At 60.3% G+C, this 18,468-nt stretch carries 11 protein-coding genes; 5 read left to right on the forward strand and 6 right to left on the reverse strand.

The genetic code is table 11. From position 1 onward, the window contains the following. Positions 1-95: 95 nt before the first annotated feature. On the reverse strand, positions 96-1,898 hold the full coding sequence (locus C1X29_RS04475; protein ID WP_102716938.1) for an acyl-CoA dehydrogenase: 1,803 nt from the start codon (positions 1,896-1,898) through the stop codon (positions 96-98). Between the two features lie 165 nt (positions 1,899-2,063). Further along, positions 2,064-6,017: a trifunctional transcriptional regulator/proline dehydrogenase/L-glutamate gamma-semialdehyde dehydrogenase gene (putA, locus tag C1X29_RS04480; protein ID WP_102716939.1), complete on the reverse strand. Its 3,954-nt coding sequence runs from the start codon at positions 6,015-6,017 to the stop codon at positions 2,064-2,066. 456 nt (positions 6,018-6,473) lie between these two features. Between putA and putP the strand changes: the two genes are divergently transcribed. From putP to C1X29_RS04500, 4 genes are all read left to right on the forward strand, one after another. Further along, the gene (putP, locus tag C1X29_RS04485) at positions 6,474-7,958 is read left to right on the forward strand and encodes a sodium/proline symporter PutP (protein WP_102716940.1); all 1,485 of its coding nucleotides are present in this window, start codon (positions 6,474-6,476) and stop codon (positions 7,956-7,958) included. Between the two features lie 227 nt (positions 7,959-8,185). Continuing rightward, entirely contained in the window at positions 8,186-10,201 is a 2,016-nt protein-coding gene (locus tag C1X29_RS04490; RefSeq protein ID WP_085746451.1) for a type VI secretion system tip protein VgrG, read from the forward strand. Further along, positions 10,146-10,898: a DUF4123 domain-containing protein gene (locus tag C1X29_RS04495; protein WP_102716941.1), complete on the forward strand. Its 753-nt coding sequence runs from the start codon at positions 10,146-10,148 to the stop codon at positions 10,896-10,898. Before C1X29_RS04490 ends, C1X29_RS04495 begins: the two co-directional genes overlap by 56 nt. 318 nt (positions 10,899-11,216) lie before the next feature. Continuing rightward, the gene (locus C1X29_RS04500) at positions 11,217-11,534 is read left to right on the forward strand and encodes a hypothetical protein (protein ID WP_102716942.1); all 318 of its coding nucleotides are present in this window, start codon (positions 11,217-11,219) and stop codon (positions 11,532-11,534) included. Between the two features lie 291 nt (positions 11,535-11,825). On the opposite strand, the gene C1X29_RS04505 is transcribed toward C1X29_RS04500, so the two are convergent. Continuing rightward, complete coding sequence (locus tag C1X29_RS04505) at positions 11,826-12,239, reverse strand: hypothetical protein (RefSeq protein ID WP_102686820.1); 414 nt, start codon at positions 12,237-12,239, stop codon at positions 11,826-11,828. 122 nt (positions 12,240-12,361) lie between these two features. Here C1X29_RS04505 and C1X29_RS04510 point away from each other — a divergent pair, with 122 nt between their 5' ends. Further along, positions 12,362-13,201 (forward strand): 23S rRNA (adenine(2030)-N(6))-methyltransferase RlmJ, encoded by an 840-nt coding sequence (locus tag C1X29_RS04510; protein ID WP_085746455.1) that lies wholly within the window; start codon positions 12,362-12,364, stop codon positions 13,199-13,201. Positions 13,202-13,252: 51 nt separating this feature from the next. Here the strand turns inward: C1X29_RS04510 and msrA are convergent, their stop codons facing one another. The 3 genes from msrA to C1X29_RS04525 all read right to left on the reverse strand — a co-directional run bounded on the left by msrA (position 13,253) and on the right by C1X29_RS04525 (position 18,357). Further along, positions 13,253-13,918, reverse strand: a complete 666-nt coding sequence (gene msrA, locus C1X29_RS04515) for a peptide-methionine (S)-S-oxide reductase MsrA (protein WP_102716943.1) — start codon at positions 13,916-13,918, stop codon at positions 13,253-13,255. 105 nt (positions 13,919-14,023) lie between these two features. Further along, entirely contained in the window at positions 14,024-16,720 is a 2,697-nt protein-coding gene (locus tag C1X29_RS04520; RefSeq protein WP_102686819.1) for a bifunctional diguanylate cyclase/phosphodiesterase, read from the reverse strand. A gap of 239 nt (positions 16,721-16,959) precedes the next feature. Beyond that, a complete protein-coding gene (locus C1X29_RS04525; RefSeq protein ID WP_102686818.1) occupies positions 16,960-18,357 on the reverse strand; it encodes an alkaline phosphatase D family protein in 1,398 nt (465 codons plus the stop codon). Positions 18,358-18,468: the final 111 nt, after the last annotated feature.

The raw sequence follows: 18,468 nt of genomic DNA on the forward strand, positions 1-18,468 counted from the left end.
TGGTTCAGGTCGATGTAACGCGCAAGACACCTCGGTCGGCTCCCTCTCCCTCCGGGCGGTCCGACGTTTCGGGAGGGTTGGGGTGAGGGCCGGCTTTAGAACCACGCATCCTGCATTACCAGACACGTATCATCCCGCGCCTCCAGCAACGCCAGCTCATGCTGGCACCCCGGCACTTCCCACGTCAGAAAATAACGCGCCGCCTGCAACTTGCCCTTATAGAAGTCGGCATCCGCCACATTCCCCTTGGCCAACCCTTCCTCGGCCCGAATCGCCTGCTCCAGCCAGCGCCAGCCTATCACTGCATGCCCGAATACCTTCAGGTACAGCGCCGAATTCGCCAGACTGCTGTTGACCTTGCCCTGAGCCAGGTCGGTCAGCAGACCGATGGTCACCGTCTGCAGGCGCGCGACCAGTTTCTCCAACGGCTCACGCAGTGCGGTCAACGATTCGTACGCGACTGCGCGCTCGGCGGTGTTGGCGATCAGGCGAATCAGTTGCTTGAGCCCGGCACCACCGTTCTGCGCCAGTTTGCGTCCCAGCAAGTCCAGCGACTGAATGCCGTGAGTGCCTTCGTGGATCGGGTTCAGGCGATTGTCGCGGTAGTACTGCTCCACCGGGTATTCGCGGGTGTAACCGTGGCCGCCGAGAATCTGGATCGCCAGTTCGTTGGCCTTCAGGCAGAACTCGGACGGCCAGGATTTGACGATCGGCGTCAGCAAATCCAGCAGTTCATGCGCCTGTTTGCGCTCGGCTTCGGTCTCCAGCGTGGTGGTGTCATCGAACAGGCGCGCCGCATACAGACCGAGATCGAACGCCCCTTCAACGTAGGATTTCTGTGTCAGCAGCATGCGTCTGACGTCCGCGTGCTGAATGATCGCCACCGGCGCCGTCGTCGGGTCCTTGCTGTCCGGCACCCGACCCTGCGGCCGTTCGCGGGCGTATTCCAGCGAGTACAGGTAACCGGCGTAACCGAGCATCACCGCGCCCATGCCGACACCGATCCGCGCCTCGTTCATCATCTGGAACATGTAGCTCAAGCCGTGATGCGGCTTGCTTACCAGATAGCCGACGCACTCGCCGTTATCGCCGAAGTTCAGCGCGGTGGACGTCGTGCCGCGCCAGCCCATCTTGTGGAACAGCCCGGCCAGCAACACGTCGTTGCGTTTGCCGAGACTGCCGTCATCGTTGACCAGGAATTTGGGCACGATAAACAGCGAAATACCCTTCACCCCGGCCGGCGCGTCCGGCAGTTTGGCCAGCACCATGTGCACGATGTTTTCCGAGAGTGGGTGATCGCCGCCGGAAATGAAGATCTTGTTGCCCTTGAGGCGATAGGTGCCGTCGGACGCAGGCTCTGCACGTGTACGAATATCCGACAGCGACGACCCGGCATGGGGTTCGGTCAGGGCCATGGTGCCGAAGAAGCGGCCGTCGATCATCGGTTGCAGGAAACGTTGCTTCTGCTCTTCGGTGCCGAAACTTTCGATCAGGTTGGCCGCGCCCATGGTCAGGAACGGATAGGAAGTAGAAGCCGCGTTCGCTGACTGAAAGTGAGCGAAGCAGGCCTGGGACAGCAGTGTAGGAAGTTGCATGCCGCCAGCGTCGAAACTGCGCGCCGCGTTGAGGAATCCAGCCTCGAGGAAGGCATCCACCGCCGGTTTCACCTCGGGAATCAGAATCGCCTGACCGTTCTCGTAGCGCGGCTCGTTTTCGTCGCCCTTGCGGTTGTGCGGTGCGAAGTACTTCTCGGCAATGTTGCGTGCCGTGCCGATGGCGGCGTCGAAGGTTTCGCGGTTGTGCTCGGCAAATCGCTCGCGCCGGGTCAGGCCCTCGGCATCGAGGACTTCGTACAGCTCGAAAGCCAGATTGCGGGAACTGAGCAGCGTCTCGGACATGGCGGCCTACCTTAAATAAAGTATGCCGCAGTCTAGGGAGGCTTATAAAAAGGGGAAAGGAAGATAGATAAGGGTGATGGGGCGGCACAAGTTACAAGCTTCAAGCCGCAAGTAAGAGCAGTTTGCTTTTACTTGCAGCTTGTCGCTCGAAGCTTGCAGCTGCTTTTATCCGATGGTCATCAGGCTGGCGTTACCGCCCGCTGCCGCAGTGTTGACGCTCAACGCGCGCTCGATCACCAGACGCTCCAGCGCAATGTTGGTCTCGCCCTGGGACAGACCCTGGACTCCAACAATGGCGCCAGCACGTTTGGCGATCTGCTGGCAGACCGCACGCAACTGGTCGGAGTGGCCGTGATGCAGAACCGCATCGAACACCACGTCGTCCTTGTTCCAGTCGGAAACCAGTTTGATCCGCGCCTGAATCTCCTTCGGCAGGCGTGCGAACAATGCCTTGCTGGTGTCGGATTCCGGCCAGACCGCCGAACCGCCCACCGCCAGTACCGCCGCGAGTTGGGTCAGCAGATCACCTTCGATGTCAGCCAGGCACAGCACGTGCTCGCGCGGCAGGATCGCGTAGCTGTTCTTCTCGCCGGTCGGGCCGGCCAGTACGCGGGTGATACCGCTTTGCGACTGCGCCGCGTACTGCACGCACAGGGTGCTCAGGTCGGCGAACTTATTGCTGTCGGCCCAGGCTTTCAGGGCGGTCAGCGGTTTGCTCATGGCGTCGCGCAGACGAACGTCCGGTGCCACGGCAGCATCACCGCGAGCGAAGGATTGTTCGATGGCATCGGTAGGACGCGTCGACAGCAGACGGTACAGGTACAGCGGGCCACCGGCTTTCGGGCCAGTACCCGACAGGCCTTCACCACCGAACGGCTGGACGCCGACCACGGCACCGACGATGTTGCGGTTGACGTAGACGTTGCCGGCGTTGACGTTGTCGATCACCTTGGCGATGGTCTCGTCGATGCGGGTGTGCACGCCGAGGGTCAGGCCGTAACCGGAGGCGTTGATCTGGGCGATCAACTGGTCGATCTCTTTACGCTTGTAGCGCACCACGTGCAGCACCGGGCCGAAGATCTCGCGTTGCAGCTCGTCGAAGCTTTCCAGCTCGATCAGGGTCGGCATCACGAAGGTGCCACGTTTCACTTCTTCGGTATCGGCGATGGCCACCTGGTACACGTTGCGACCTTTGTCGCGCATGCCCTGGATGTGCTTCTCGATACCAGCCTTGGCTTCGGCGTCGATCACCGGGCCGATGTCCACGGACAGGCGCTCCGGGTTGCCGAGACGGCTTTCAGCCATCGCGCCTTTGAGCATTTCGATGACGCGATCAGCGGAATCTTCCTGCAAGCACAGAACACGCAGGGCCGAGCAACGCTGACCGGCGCTGTCGAAGGCCGACGACACCACGTCGATCACCACCTGTTCGGTCAGTGCCGAAGAGTCGACGATCATCGCGTTCTGGCCGCCAGTTTCGGCGATCAGCGGAATTGGACGGCCTTGGTTGTCGAGGCGGCCGGCGATGTTGCGTTGCAGCAGGCGGGCGACTTCGGTGGAGCCGGTGAACATCACGCCTTTGACGCGCTCATCGCCCACCAGACCGGCGCCGACGGTTTCACCGCGACCCGGCAGCAGTTGCAGCACGCCTTCCGGAATCCCGGCTTCGAGCATCAGACGCACGGCTTGTGCGGCGACCAGCGGAGTCTGTTCGGCCGGTTTGGCCAGCACCGGGTTACCGGCGGCCAGTGCGGCGGCGACCTGACCGCTGAAGATCGCCAGCGGGAAGTTCCACGGGCTGATGCAGACCACCGGGCCCAGTGGGCGGTGGGCGTCGTTGCTGAAGTCGTTGCGTGCCTGCACCGCGTAGTAACGCAGGAAGTCGACGGCTTCGCGGACTTCGGCGATGGCGTTGGCGAAGGTCTTGCCGGCTTCGCGGGCCAGCAGGCCCATCAGCGGCTGGATCTCGCCTTCCATCAAATCAGCGGCACGTTCCAGAATCGCGGCACGTTCGGCCGGCGGGGTGGCCTGCCAGATCGGTGCGGCGTTCAGGGCGCATTGGATTGCGTTGTCGACGTCTTCGACCGTGGCTTCCTGCACATGGCCGACCACGTCACGCAGATCGGACGGGTTCAGCACCGGTGCCGGCGCTTCGTTGCTGGAGGCGCAACCGAGCATCGGCGCAGCTTTCCAGTTGTTGTGCGCGGTCGCCAGCAGGGCACAGGACAGCGAAGCCAGACGATGTTCGTTGGCCATGTCGATGCCGGCAGAGTTGGCACGCTCGGAACCGTACAGGTCACGCGGCAGCGGAATGCGCGGGTGCGGCAGGCCGAAACCACCTTCCACGGTCGCCATCTGCTCGATCTGTGCAACCGGATCGGCGACCAGTTCCTGAATCGAAATCGACTGGTCGGCGATGCGGTTGACGAACGAGGTGTTGGCGCCGTTTTCCAGCAGACGACGTACGAGGTACGCCAGCAGGGTTTCGTGGGTGCCGACCGGAGCGTACACACGGCATGGACGGTTCAGCTTGCCTTCGGAGACTTTGCCTACAACCTGCTCGTACAACGGTTCGCCCATGCCGTGCAGGCACTGGAACTCGTACTGGCCCGGATAATAGTTCTGACCGGCAATGTGATAAATCGCCGACAGGGTGTGGGCGTTGTGCGTGGCGAATTGCGGGTAGATGACTTCCGGCACCGACAGCAGTTTGCGGGCGCAGGCGATGTAGGAAACGTCGGTGTACACCTTGCGGGTGTAGACCGGATAGCCTTCCAGGCCTTCGACCTGAGCGCGCTTGATTTCGCTGTCCCAGTACGCGCCTTTCACCAGACGGATCATCAGGCGATGACGGCTGCGGCGAGCCAGGTCGATCACATAGTCGATCACGTACGGGCAACGCTTCTGGTAGGCCTGGATCACGAAACCGATGCCGTTCCAGCCGGTCAGTTGCGGCTCGAAGCACAGGCGCTCGAGCAGATCCAGCGACAGCTCCAGGCGGTCGGCTTCTTCGGCGTCGATGTTCAGGCCGATGTCGTATTGCTTGGCCAGCAGGGTCAGCGACAGCAGGCGCGGGTACAGCTCGTCCATTACGCGCTCGTACTGGGCGCGGCTGTAACGCGGGTGCAGGGCCGACAGCTTGATCGAGATGCCCGGGCCTTCATAAATCCCGCGGCCGTGGGACGCTTTGCCGATCGAGTGAATGGCTTGTTCGTACGAGGCCAGGTACTTCTGGGCGTCGTGTTCGGTCAGCGCCGCTTCACCGAGCATGTCGTAGGAATAGCGGAAGCCTTTGGCTTCGAACTTGCTCGCATTGGCCAGGGCTTCGGCGATGGTTTCGCCGGTCACGAACTGCTCGCCCATCAGGCGCATGGCCATGTCGACGCCCTTGCGGATCATCGGCTCGCCGCTCTTGCCGATGATGCGGCTCAGGGACGAAGTCAGGCCGGCTTCGTTGTGAGTGGAAACCAGTTTGCCGGTCAGCAGCAGGCCCCAGGTCGCCGCGTTGACGAACAGCGACGGGCTGTTGCCCAGGTGCGGCTGCCAGTTGCCGGTGCTGATCTTGTCGCGGATCAGCGCATCGCGAGTCCCCTTGTCCGGGATACGCAGCAGCGCTTCGGCCAGGCACATCAGCGCCACGCCTTCCTGGGACGACAGGGAGAATTCCTGCAGCAGGCCCTGAACAATGCCTGCACGACCGCCGGCACTCTTCTGGTTACGCAGTTTTTCCGCGATGGTTGCGGCGAGTTTGTTGGTGGCTTCGGCCATCGGCGCCGGCAGGCGAGCCTGCTCGATCAGCATCGGTACCACTTCCGGTTCAGGGCGACGGTAAGCGGCGGTGATCGAGGCGCGCAGCACCGACTGCGGCAGGATGCTTTCGGCGAATTCGAGGAAGCATTGGTGAGCGTGATCGGTGTGGACTTCGCCCGCGTCGTCGGCGTCCTTGGCGGTCAAACCGTTCAGCTCGGTCAGGGTTGCACCACCCTCGAGTTTTTCCAGGTAATTGAAAATTGCCTGCTTGATCAGCCAGTGCGGTGTGCGATCAATCGAGGTTGCGGCGGCCTTCAGGCGTTCGCGGGTCGGGTCGTCAAGTTTGACCCCAAGGGTGGTGGTAGCCATATTTTTATCCTCATAGGTGCCGCAGTTGCGCGACAACAGCTGGCGGCAAGATTAGCCGCGAGCCGAAACAGGTGCAACCGGGTGCAACCCTTTTTTGTCGGAATATTCTGCAGCTCGTCAGGAAATAATTTCTGGTACGAAAGTGCTGCTCTTGCTTGGTGCTTTTGCTTCTAGAAAAGCTCTGCGACTGCGTTAAAAAGGAGCAAAAAGCCACTTCCGTAAGATAAATCCGACTGGGTGCAACTAATTCCCAAGAAACTGGTTGCACCTGTTTTGCTTTGTTGCATAGGATTCGCGCCCAAGGTGCAACCGGGGAAACCCGGTGCACCGGCCAATGGCTTTCCTGGGGAAACATTGGTCATAAATGCGCGGCCGTGCGATTCGTCTGTCAGGCGTCAGTCTGCAAACGGTGCAACCGCCGCCGCTACATAAAAACAAAGCCAGGGCACGTACGTAATGAGCGCAAGCAATCCAACCCTGATCACGTTCGTGATCTACATCGCAGCAATGGTGCTGATCGGCTTCATGGCCTATCGCTCCACCAATAACCTTTCTGACTATATTCTGGGCGGCCGCAGCCTGGGCAGCGTGGTGACGGCATTGTCCGCCGGCGCTTCCGACATGAGCGGCTGGTTGCTGATGGGCCTGCCGGGCGCCATCTACATGTCTGGCCTGTCCGAAAGCTGGATCGCCATCGGCCTGATCGTCGGTGCCTACCTGAACTGGCTGTTCGTCGCCGGTCGTCTGCGTGTTCAGACCGAGCACAACGGCGATGCACTGACTCTGCCGGACTACTTCTCCAGCCGTTTCGAAGACAAGAGCGGTCTGCTGCGCATCATTTCGGCGGTAGTGATTCTGGTGTTCTTCACCATCTACTGCGCATCCGGCATCGTGGCCGGTGCCCGTCTGTTCGAAAGCACTTTCGGCATGTCCTACGAGACCGCGCTGTGGGCCGGTGCTGCGGCGACGATCGCCTACACCTTCGTCGGCGGTTTCCTCGCAGTCAGCTGGACCGATACCGTACAGGCAACCCTGATGATCTTCGCCCTGCTGCTGACGCCGATCATCGTGCTGCTGGCCACCGGCGGCGTCGACACCACGTTCCTGGCGATCGAAGCGCAGGACCCGAGCAACTTCGACATGCTCAAGGGCACCACTTTCATCGGCATCATCTCGCTGATGGGTTGGGGTCTGGGCTACTTCGGTCAGCCGCACATCCTGGCGCGTTTCATGGCCGCTGATTCGGTGAAATCCATCGCCAACGCCCGTCGCATCTCCATGACCTGGATGATCCTGTGCCTGGGCGGCACCGTGGCGGTGGGCTTCTTCGGTATCGCTTACTTCTCGGCGCACCCGGAAGTGGCCGGTCCAGTGACCGAAAACCACGAGCGCGTGTTCATTGAACTGGCGAAAATCCTCTTTAACCCGTGGATTGCAGGCGTGCTGTTGTCGGCGATTCTCGCGGCAGTAATGAGCACCCTGAGCTGTCAGTTGCTGGTGTGCTCGAGCGCCCTGACCGAAGACTTCTACAAGGCTTTCCTGCGTAAATCCGCTTCGCAAGTGGAGCTGGTATGGGTTGGTCGCGCCATGGTGCTGCTGGTTGCGCTGGTTGCTATCGCCCTGGCTGCCAACCCGGAAAACCGCGTGCTGGGTCTGGTGTCCTACGCCTGGGCTGGTTTCGGTGCGGCCTTCGGTCCTGTGGTGCTGATCTCGGTGATCTGGAAAAAGATGACCCGTGACGGCGCACTGGCGGGCATCCTGGTCGGCGCGATCACCGTGATCGTGTGGAAGCATTTCGAACTGCTGGGTCTGTACGAAATCATCCCTGGCTTCATCTTCGCCAGCCTGGCGATCTACTTCGTCAGCCTGATGGGCCAGCCGAGCGCCGGCATGGTTCAGCGCTTTGAAGCGGCCGAGAAGGATTTCCATCTGAACAAGTGATGGAAATGAGCTGAGGCTCACCAGAAAGCGGCCCGTTTCCTACCAGGAAGCGGGCCGTTTTTTTTGCCTGCGATTTTTCTGAAGGCAAAGTCTGTAGTCGAATGCGCCAATTCTTGAAGGGGAGATCGAAGTTTCAAGTAGGGGAAATCTGATTTTTCAGTCACCCAACCTGCACCCCTTGCCCCTCATGCAGAATCGCCCGCCCTCAATCTGCAGAGAGACATCGGATGTTCGCGCCTGCCAATCAACCGCGTTTCACGTTGACCGTCGAAGGCGCCCTGTTTGACCTCAAAGTCCTTGAGTTCACGGGCAAGGAAGCCATCAGCCAACCCTTTCGCTTTGACCTGGAGCTGGTCAGTGAACGGCCGGATCTGGATCTGGAAAGCCTGCTGCACTGTCAGGCGTTTCTGAGTTTTGATGAAGACGGTTCCGGTATCCACGGTCAGATCTATCGGGTCGGGCAGGGGGATTCCGGCAAGCGTCTGACCCGCTATCACGTCAGCCTCGTTCCGCGTCTGGCCTATCTGGGTCATCGGATCAATCAGCGGATCTTCCAGCATCAAAGCGTGCCGCAGATTGTGACGCAGATCCTCAAGGATCACGCGATCCTGCGCGACGCCTTCGAATTTCGCCTCGGCAGCGATTACCCGCCGCGTGAGTATTGCGTGCAGTACGCCGAGAGCGATCTGGCGTTCATCCAGCGCCTGTGTGCCGAAGTCGGCATTCACTTCCACTTTCAGCACAGCCCGGACGGGCATCTGTTGGTGTTCGGTGACGATCAAACGGTGTTCCCACGTCTGGCCGAGCCGACGCTGTACCTGCCGGGCAGCGGCATGGCTGCATCGGCACCGGCAATCAAGCGCTTCACCGTTCGAGTGGAAACCCGCACCAGCGTGGTCACCCGGCGTGATTACGACTTCACCAAACCGCGGCTGGCGCTGCAGAGCTGGGTGGAAAGCGACCAGCGCCCGGTGCTGGAGGATTACCACTTTCCCGGCCAGTTCACCGATCGCGCCACTGGCAAGCAACTGGCCCAGCGCACGCTTGAGCGGCATGTCGCCGATTACCGTCAGGCCGAGGGGCGCAGCGATCAATCTGCCTTGGTCAGCGGACATTTCCTGCAACTGGCCGAGCATCCGCGCCAGGATCTGAATGACCTCTGGCTGCTGACCGCAATCGAGCACCATGGCCGACAGCCGCAAGTGCTGGAGGAATCGGTGACCAGCGAGGGTGACGAATTCCAGGGTTACCGTAATACCTTTCTCGCCACACCGTGGGACGTGTTCTTCCGCCCGCCGATGGGCCCGGAAAAACCTCGGATGCTCGGTTATCAGCCAGCCGTGGTCACTGGTCCGCAAGACAGTGAAATCCATTGCGACGAGTACGGTCGGGTCAAGGTGCAACTGGCCTGGGATCGCGACGGCGAACTCAACGAGCATTCCAGTTGCTGGCTGCGGGTCGCCAGCGGCTGGGCTCATGACCGTTATGGCAGCGTGCTGATTCCGCGGGTCGGCATGGAAGTGCTGGTGGGGTTCATCGATTCCGATGCCGACAAACCGCTGGTCATGGCTTGCCTGCCGAACGCCGCGACGCCAGTGCCGCTGGACCTGCCGGCCGACAAGACCCGCAGTATTTTCCGCAGCCAGAGCAGTCCCGGCGGTGGGGGCTACAACGAACTGCGCATCGAGGATCGCAAAGGCGCCGAGGAAATCTACCTGCGGGCCCAGCGAAACTGGACGCAGCATGTGCTGAACGATCAGCAGGTGCAGGTCGATAACCAGCGCAGCGTCGTTGTGACCGGTCTCGCCAAGCATGAACTGAAAGCCGATGAGCAGCGCATCACCCACGGCCAGCGCCAGACCGAAGTGAAGCAGGACGACCACCTCACGGTGACCGGCGACCGGCACATCCGCGTAAGCAATCAGGCGATCAACGCCAGTGCTCAATTCCACGTCAGCGCAGGCCAGCAAGTGGTGATCGACGGCGGGGCGAGCGCGACGATTCAGGCGGGCGGGCAGTGGATCAACATCGGCCCCGGCGGGATCTTCAGCAGCGTGCCGATTGTGGTGGGTGGCGCGCCAATGGCGGCGATGAGCGCGGCGCCGACAGTGCCGGGGTTGCCGGAAAAACTGGTGGCGGCACCGGCTGTGATTCTGACTGCGGCGCAAATCATGAGCCTTAAAGGTGATGCGCCGTTCTGCGAAGAATGCGAGCGCTGCAAGGGTGGTGTCTGTGCAGCCTGAACAATGGTTGAAGGATGTGCCGCTGAAGCCGTCGGAGCAGTTGTTCGCGATTTTCAGTAGCGCCAGTGCGGCAGAGCCACTGAAGGCCTGGCCGCTGAAAGCGCAGATGCCGAAACCGGTCTGGGTGGAAACAATTTATGCCGAGTGGGATGCGGTGATGCCCTACGTGGGAATCGTCGACGCGGGCAGTGAGTTTCTGGATTGGGTGGCGACCACGGAGTCTCGCGACTGGGGCTGGCTGGCGGTTTCTTCAGCAGGGCTTGAGGCGGTGGTCGAGCACTTTCGCAGTTTGACCCAGGTGCTGATGCCGGACGGGAAAGTGGTGTTCTTCCGGTTTTGGGATGGGCGGTATTTGTTGCCGATCCTTGAGTCGTCCGAGGTGGATGCCGGGCAACTACTACCGGTCCTCACGCGAGGATTGATCAACGGTCAGGCCGTCGAGATAGGGGGTAGAGCGCAGGTCTCCGGTCGAGAGTTTCCTTGGTGGTCGGTGCCGGAAAAACTGCTGGCGCAATTCGGCGAAGATGCCCGGATCAACAACGCCTTGCAGTGGTTGAGCGAGGAGCAACCGGCGTTGTTCGAAGCGTTCCCCGCCGATGTCTTGCGCTGCAAGGTTGTCAGGTTTTTTGCGGTTTCAGCGTCGGACGAATCGTCGGCTTCGGCACTGCTGGACTACTTGCGGGACGAATCAGAGTGAAATTTCCGGGCAAAGGCTTCGGACGTTTCCTGCGAGTTGCGGCGGTTTGCGTGAACTGGTGGGCGCGGTGGTGCGGGGATAGTCTTTGGCTGTCACCGCAAATTCGGTGACAGGGCGTGGAAGCCCTTTTATCGTTAGGCGCGTCAAGCTGCACCAGTCAGGCGTTTTTGTCGTTTGAGTTTTTGGTGGCTGTGCGCGGGGCGCTTTCGAGTGCGCCGGGTGCCTAACGTCCCGGTCTTCCACACCTGCGTACAGCCGCCACCTAATGCGTGGAAGTGAGAGTTGGCGGCTCCACCCAATACGTTAGGAGTGATTCCAGTGCCAACATTGAAACCCGATCCACCCTACGAGCCCTTCATCCCCCACCCCGACAACCGCCTCATGGCGCTGACCAGTAACTGCAACGACATGCCCACGCTGTTCATCGACACCCACGCCCCGCTCGACATCCTGATGGACGCCGCCAACTACCGAATCCGCGCGGTAATCCAGGTCCTGGAAAACATGTGCATGCGCGGCTCGGTCGAGTGCGACTCGGTCATCCTCAGCGACTTCGCCCAGCTCTGCGTGATTCCGTTGCGTGACGGCTGTGATGTCTTGGATGTGATTGGCCGCAGGTTGCGTGACCGGCCTTAGATCCCCAACCCCTCACCCTAGCCCTCTCCCAAGGGTAGAGGGGACCGACCGAGTTGTTTGGGTCATGTACGCCGACCTGCGACTTCGGTGGTGAACTTCGCTTGGCCAAGCTGAGGTCGCGGTGATTTTTCAGGTCGATGCAAACCGAAAGATCACCTCGGTCAGTCCCCTCTCCCTCCGGGAGAGGGCTAGGGTGAGGGAGCTCTCACGGATGTACCCGACAGCTAGACTGCCCACTCACCCCTTTCCAACATCCGTTTTGGAAAGATCATTTAGTCAGGCGAGAAGATTTCAGTTTTGCAGATACTGATCCTGCGACTTGATGAAAGCGTCAAATTCCGGCGAGTTATAAATTTCCAGACAAGAATAGAACACTATGTTTTTACTAGTCTGTTTGCTGGTTGAGGATGTTTTGAGGTAGGCGCCAGCCATGTATTTCTCAGTCTCAGCATACGGATCATGCGTGACCTCCAGCGTGTCCTCATTCTGAACAATGGTGTGCAGGCCTTTGCCCATGAACGAGTAGGCTCCGGCGGACAGTCCGATGTCTTTTTCCAGTGCAGATTGTTCTTTGAATGGCGCCAGGATGCAGTAGCTCAAACCGTAGTTCTTCAGATTCTGGCGTGCCTGTTCGGTGTGTTCTTCGCCAGCGAAGGCGTGTAATGAGCCCGGCAGGCAAAGGAGGGCAATGATCCGGCAATACATGATTTTCAGACTTCCTGTCAGGTGGTTGCGGCCAGTGTAGCGCCGGGAACGCCCACTCAGCCCCCAACCCCTGACTTGCCGCCCGGTAAAAGGTAAACTTCACGGCCCTCGCAGGAGCAGCCATGAATTATCGTCACGCCTTCCATGCCGGCAATCACGCCGATGTGTTCAAACACCTGACCTTGACCCGCCTCATCGCCCTGATGTCGCGCAAGGAGCAGCCGTTTGCCTATCTCGACAGCCACGCCGGCATCGGTCTGTATGACCTGCAGGGTGATCAGGCCAACCGTACCGGCGAGTACCTGGAAGGCATCGCGCGGTTGTGGGATCAGCCGGATCTGCCGGCGCTGACCGCCGACTATATGAAGGTGCTGCACGAGATGAACCCGGACGGCCAGCTGCGCTATTACCCGGGCTCGCCGGAGCTGGCGCGGCGTCTGACCCGACCGCAGGACCGGGTGATGCTCAACGAGAAGCACCCTGAAGACGGCGTGCAGCTCAAGGAGAACATGGCCGGCGATCGTCGGGTGAAAGTGCATCTGGGCGAGGGCTGGCATGTGGCCCGAGCGATGTTGCCGGTGCAGGAGAAACGCGCGGTGATGCTGATTGATCCGCCGTTCGAACAGCTCGATGAAATGCAGCGTTGTGCGGCGTCGATGAAAGAGGCCATTGGCCGGATGCGCCAGACCGTGGCTGCGATCTGGTATCCGGTGAAGGATCAGCGCGCATTGCGTCGTTTCTATCAGGATCTGGCCGGCACCGGTGCGCCGAAACTGCTGCGTGTGGAGCTGCTGGTGCATCCGCTGGACACGCCGAACAGCCTGAACGGTTCCGGCTTGGCGATTGCCAATCCGCCGTGGGGGCTGGAGGAAGAATTGCGTGAGCTGCTGCCGTGGCTGTCCAAAAAGCTTGGGCAAACCCAGGGTGGGTGGCAGATGGATTGGTTGATCGCCGAGAGCTGATCGCTGACCGATCGTTCCCACGCGGAGCGTGGGAACGATCAGTGGTCGCGGTCAGTTACCCGCCAGACTCGGCGGCATGCAAACGCCCGTGCCGCCAATCCCGCAGTAGCCTTCCGGATTTTTCGCCAGATACTGCTGGTGATAGGTCTCGGCGAAGTAAACGGTCGGCGCCTGTTCGATCTCGGTGCTGATTTCACCCAGACCCGCCTTCGACAGCTCAGCCTGATAAACAGCTTTGCTCTTCAGCGCCGCATCCAGTTGTTCCGGATGGGTCGCGTAGATCACCGAGCGGTACTGAGTGCCGATGTCATTGCCCTGGCGCATGCCCTGCGTCGGGTTGTGCAATTCCCAGAACATCGCCAGCAGCTCTTCGTAGCTGACCTTGGCCTTGTCGAACACCACCAGCACCACTTCAGCGTGGCCGGTCAGGCCCGAGCAGACTTCTTCGTAGGTCGGGTTCGGCGTGTAACCGCCGGCGTAACCGACCACGGTGCTGACCACGCCTTCACGCTGCCAGAAGCGGCGCTCGGCACCCCAGAAGCAGCCCAGGCCGAAAATCGCGAAGTCGACGTCCTGAAAGAACGGGCCCAGCAACGGCGTTTCGGTGAAAACAAAGTGTTTTTCAGGCAGGGCCATCGGGGTTTCGCGGCCAGGCAGAGCTTGTTCTTTAGTCGGTAGCACGTTTTTGTTCACCAGAATTTCCGAGCGCAGAACCATGATCGTTCCTCTCAGTCAGGATGGGATGTAAAAAGTCTGACCGCCAGTGTGCCCAATGATGCCCCGTTAATCACTAGGCAAAATGTGCGGGTACTGTCTTGGGATTTACAGGCAGAGCGGGCCGCGCGGATAGCGCTTGAGCGCCTGGATCAGCTCGGCGCCCGGAATCGGCCGGTCGAACAGGTAGCCCTGGCCGACGTCGCAGCGGTGGCGACGCAGGAACGCCAGTTGCTCGGCAGTCTCGATGCCTTCGGCGACGACCTTGAGTTTCAGGTTGTGGGCCATGGCGATCACGGCGGAGGTGATTTCCATATCGTCCTGGTTGTCCGGGATTTCATGGATGAAGCTGCGATCGATCTTGATGATGTCGATCGGGAATTTTTTCAGGTAGCTGAGCGACGAGTAACCGGTGCCGAAGTCGTCCATCGCCAAGGTCAGGCCCAGGCGCTTGAGCTGGTCGAGCTGCAAGTGGGTGTCTTCGGTCGCTTCCAGCAGCAGGCCTTCGGTCAGTTCCAGTTCCAGCAGATTGGCCGGCAGCGCTTCCTCCTTGAGGATGTTGGCGATCGAGGCCACCAGGTCCGGGTCGGAGAACTGCTTGGGCGACAGGTTGATCGCCACCTGCAGATTGCCCATGCCGGCGGCGGTCAGCGCCTTGCTCATGCGGCAGGCCTGGCGGGCGATCCATTTGCCGATCGGAATGATCAGACCGGTTTCCTCGGCGACGCTGATGAACTGGTCCGGGCGGATCATGCCGCGTTCCGGGTGGTTCCAGCGCAGCAGCGCTTCCATGCCCAGCAGACGACCGCTGCGCAGGCACAGCTTCGGCTGATAGAACACGTCCAGCTCGTTCTGGGTCAGGGCCCGGCGCAGGTTGTTCTCGACGAACAGTTTGTAGCTGGCCTCGGCGTTCAGTGCTTCAGTGAACACCTGAACCTGATGTTTGCCGTTGGCCTTGGCCTTGTGCAGAGCGAGGCCGGCGTTGCGCATCAGGGTCTGCGGGTCGCGACCGTGCAGCGGCGCGCAGGCCAGGCCCACGGAGCCGGTGACGCTGATCAACTGGTTGTCGACGAACATCGGTTTATCCAGAGTCGCCAGCAATTGGTTGGCGATCTGCTGCCCGGTGGCAAGGTCTGTGTCGTCGAGCAACACTGCGAACTCGTTACTGGCGAACCGCGCCAGACTGCCGCTCGGGCTCAGGCTGTTACGCAGGCGCCGGGCCAGGCTGATCAACAGTTTGTCGCCGGTCTGGTGGCCGAGGCTGTCGTTGATCCGCTTGAAGTTGTCGATGTCCACCAGCAGCAGGCTGATCGGGGTATCGCTATCCCGGGCGAAGCGTTCATCCAGATTGCGGATAAATGCAGGCCGGTTGCCGAGGTTGGTCAGGTTGTCGGTGTAGGCCAGGCGCTCGATGCGCTGCTGCGCCAGTTTGGTCTGGGTGATGTCTTCGTAGATGCCGATGTAGTGCGTCAGCTCACGGTTGTCGCCGTAGACCTTGGAGATCGACAACTGGCCCCAGTAGGGTTCGAGGTTCTTGCGGCGGCTCTTGAATTCGCCCTGCCAACTGTTGCTCTTGGCCAGCGCCGACGGCGCGTCGAACAGCAGCTCGCTTAAGTTTTCCAGGGCTGGCAATTCCGAGAGGCGCTGGCCGTGGACTTCCTCGGTGGTGTACTGGGTGATCGCGGTGAAGCTCGGGTTGACGTACTCGACCACGCCGTCGCAGTTGACCAGCAAAAAGGCGTTGGCGCTTTGCTCGACCGCACGCTGGAACAGGTGCAGCGCGCTGGTGGCGGTGCGGCGGTTGTGATTGTTGATGACCTGGGCGAACTGGTCGGCCAGTTCACCGGCAAAAGCGATTTCGTCGGACTGCCAGGCGCGGGTGACGCCGGTCTGCTCCAGGCACAGCACGCCGACCACTTGGCCGTCGACGCGGATGCTGGCGTCGAGCATGGCGTTGACGTCACGCGGGCGCAGGGCTTCGGCCATTTCCCGGGTACGCGGGTCGCGCATCGCGTTGTGCGCGTCGATGGCGCGGCTGCCGTGCAACGCGTCCATGTAATCGGGGAAGCCGCTGACGTCGATGACCTCCGGCAGGATGTATTCCTGGGTGGCGCGGTGGTACGCCGAGATCGGCACCAGCTTCTGGCCTTCAAGGTTCCACAGACTGGCGCAGTCGATTTCGTAGATATCGCAGGCGCAGCGGGTAATCAGTTCGGCGGCTTCTTGCAGGGAGTTCTGGCTGCTGTAACGCTGGCGGGCCAGCAGCAGGATCAGGTCCTGCTGGGCGCGCACCCGCTCCAGATGTTGCAGCTGTTCCTGCTGGGCACGCTGGTTGAGTTCAAGGGCGATTTGCAGGCGTGAATTCTGGGTTTCCAGATCGACGGAGGGCAACGTCGGCGCTTCGTCGAATACATCGTCGACCGCCAGCAGGTAACCGCGCAGCAAGTGGCGGTTGTGCTGTTTGTAGGCTTCACCGAGTTCAAGAATGCTCAACGCGCCGGCGGCGGTGTGCAGGGTATAGCGCACCAGGTAATGCGGGCTTTGGCCGAGTTGTTGCTGGATCGCATCATGCAGTTGATAGCGCGCTTCGGGCTCCATCAGGCTGGCGTAGGGCGAGCCGACCAGGGCGCAGAGCTCGACGGCGGGCTGGCCGAACTGGCGTTCACAGTTGGGATCGAGAAACAGCATCGCCCAGCTGGCTTCATTCAGGCGCTCGAAACGCAGCATGCCGAGCCGCGAGGGCACAGGCAACTGCGTCACTACCTCGGCCACCATACGGCTGGCGGCATCGGGTTGGCTCTTCATGAAGGGAACTCGCTTGGAAATTTGCTGAACGCGCCGGGCTCTCGCCCTCTTTACTGTTGCCTGCGGCAAGGTTGCATCATTGCGGCACCGACTGACAAGAGACATGAAGGCCAAGTGCTATAAGAATATGTCGGCTGCAGTGAACATTTCTCCAGCACTTGCCGGAAACTAATGCTATCAAGCGCGGAGATGGCCGTTCCAGAGCCTTCGGCCATCCGGAACGGTCGTGCCGCTGGATTTCATCGCAGCGGAATATCGATGGATTGCAGGTGCCTGCCATCCCGGTCGTGATAGTTGACCTGGATCCGTCCGGCCTCGACCACCATGTGCGCAAAGTTGTCCTGGCTGATGACTTGGCTGGTCAGTTCGTGCCGGTATTCGCCTGCCTCGGTCTGCGCCAGCGGCTGGTCGAGCATGAAGGTCGCGGCGGTGGCGTAGGGCAGCAATTTGCTGTTGCTCAGCGGCGAAGATACGACGGTGTGTACCTCGAAGTCCGGGTCTTCGCTGTGGCTCAGGCGACTGGTCAGCGAGCCATGCACATCGCCGGAAATGAACACGACGTTCCTGAGCCGATGCCAGCGGATGGTTTCCAGCAGGCGCAGGCGCTGTTCGGGGAAGCCTGCCCAGGCATCATCGCCGTTCATTTTGCGGTCGGGGTAGAACATGACACTGGTGACCACGAACTTGACCCTCGCCGGGCTCTTCACCAGCCAATTGCACAAGGCTTGTTCCTGTTCTTCATCGAGGATGCGGCGGTTCTCGGCCGACAAGTTGCGGCGAGTTCGACTGTCCGTTACAAACCATTCGATATCGCCGTCGCTGAATTGATACCAGTAGTGTTTCAGTGAAGTACGGTCGATTGTGCCGTTAGTTGTTGCGGAGTAAGCCGGGCTATGACTGACTTGATAGAGTTCGTAAGCCTTCATCGCATTGCTGAACAGTATTTCATCGGACTCGTTGGCGTTCATTGGCCAGTTATCTTCTATTTCATGATCATCTAGAATCATGTAAGTCGAAGTCTCCGACATCAGTCGTCGAATATTGGGCAGGGAAAACGCCGTACGATACTTTGCGATGAACTCTTCATAGTCGCGATCCGGTGCGAACAGGTTCAAATCATCAGCGTAGATTTGATCGCCACACATCATGATGGCGCTGATCGCCGGTTGTGCGCCTTCGATCAATTGACTGATCGACGCGAAAATCCGGTCGCCCAGATGCGGAAGAACCGGGATGCCGGCGGTCATGCGCAAGTAGCGGCAGGAACCGAGGATATAAGCGCGCGGCTGCAAGGGCTGATGGCTGCGGGTGCGCAGGCGATACGTTTCCCGTGGCCATTGCAGCGGTAACTCCGCCACGCTATCCACACTGTGGACGGGACTCATCGGGCTGAACCAGCCGGTCTGGTATTCGTAGTCGGTGTCGTCCTGCAAATGATCGAGCACCAGCACTTCAGTCATGTCGCGGGTTGAATCCAGTTTTACAAACTGGCCCGTCTGCCATTGTTTCGAATCCAATATCCGATAGCGAATGCCGGCAAATACGGCAGCGTTATGCTGCAGTCCGCCGCGAATAAAGATCCGCACCTGATTAGTTGTCGTGTAGCCAATGATCGGGCCGACAGTAGGTTTCAGCATGTTCGAGTCCATTCGAATAAGTGTTGGTGATTGATAAAGTTACCCGGCTGGTTGGTGCAACTTTGATGCGCCAAGGTTAGTTGCCTGTTGCTGAAAAATATCGACAGGAAG

The sequence above is a fragment of the Pseudomonas sp. GW456-12-10-14-LB2 genome (assembly GCF_002884345.1).
Lineage (GTDB): Bacteria > Pseudomonadota > Gammaproteobacteria > Pseudomonadales > Pseudomonadaceae > Aquipseudomonas > Aquipseudomonas paraglycinae.

What these genes read in the sequence shown, in the direction of transcription:
- C1X29_RS04475 (WP_102716938.1), bottom strand. Translation starts at nt 1,898, where the DNA reads ATGTCCGAGACGCTGCTCAGTTCCCGCAATCTGGCTTTCGAGCTGTAC.
- putA (WP_102716939.1), bottom strand. Translation starts at nt 6,017, where the DNA reads ATGGCTACCACCACCCTTGGGGTCAAACTTGACGACCCGACCCGCGAA.
- putP (WP_102716940.1), top strand. Translation starts at nt 6,474, where the DNA reads ATGAGCGCAAGCAATCCAACCCTGATCACGTTCGTGATCTACATCGCA.
- C1X29_RS04490 (WP_085746451.1), top strand. Translation starts at nt 8,186, where the DNA reads ATGTTCGCGCCTGCCAATCAACCGCGTTTCACGTTGACCGTCGAAGGC.
- C1X29_RS04495 (WP_102716941.1), top strand. Translation starts at nt 10,146, where the DNA reads ATGCGCCGTTCTGCGAAGAATGCGAGCGCTGCAAGGGTGGTGTCTGTG.
- C1X29_RS04505 (WP_102686820.1), bottom strand. Translation starts at nt 12,239, where the DNA reads ATGTATTGCCGGATCATTGCCCTCCTTTGCCTGCCGGGCTCATTACAC.
- C1X29_RS04510 (WP_085746455.1), top strand. Translation starts at nt 12,362, where the DNA reads ATGAATTATCGTCACGCCTTCCATGCCGGCAATCACGCCGATGTGTTC.
- msrA (WP_102716943.1), bottom strand. Translation starts at nt 13,918, where the DNA reads ATGGTTCTGCGCTCGGAAATTCTGGTGAACAAAAACGTGCTACCGACT.
- C1X29_RS04520 (WP_102686819.1), bottom strand. Translation starts at nt 16,720, where the DNA reads ATGAAGAGCCAACCCGATGCCGCCAGCCGTATGGTGGCCGAGGTAGTG.
- C1X29_RS04525 (WP_102686818.1), bottom strand. Translation starts at nt 18,357, where the DNA reads ATGCTGAAACCTACTGTCGGCCCGATCATTGGCTACACGACAACTAAT.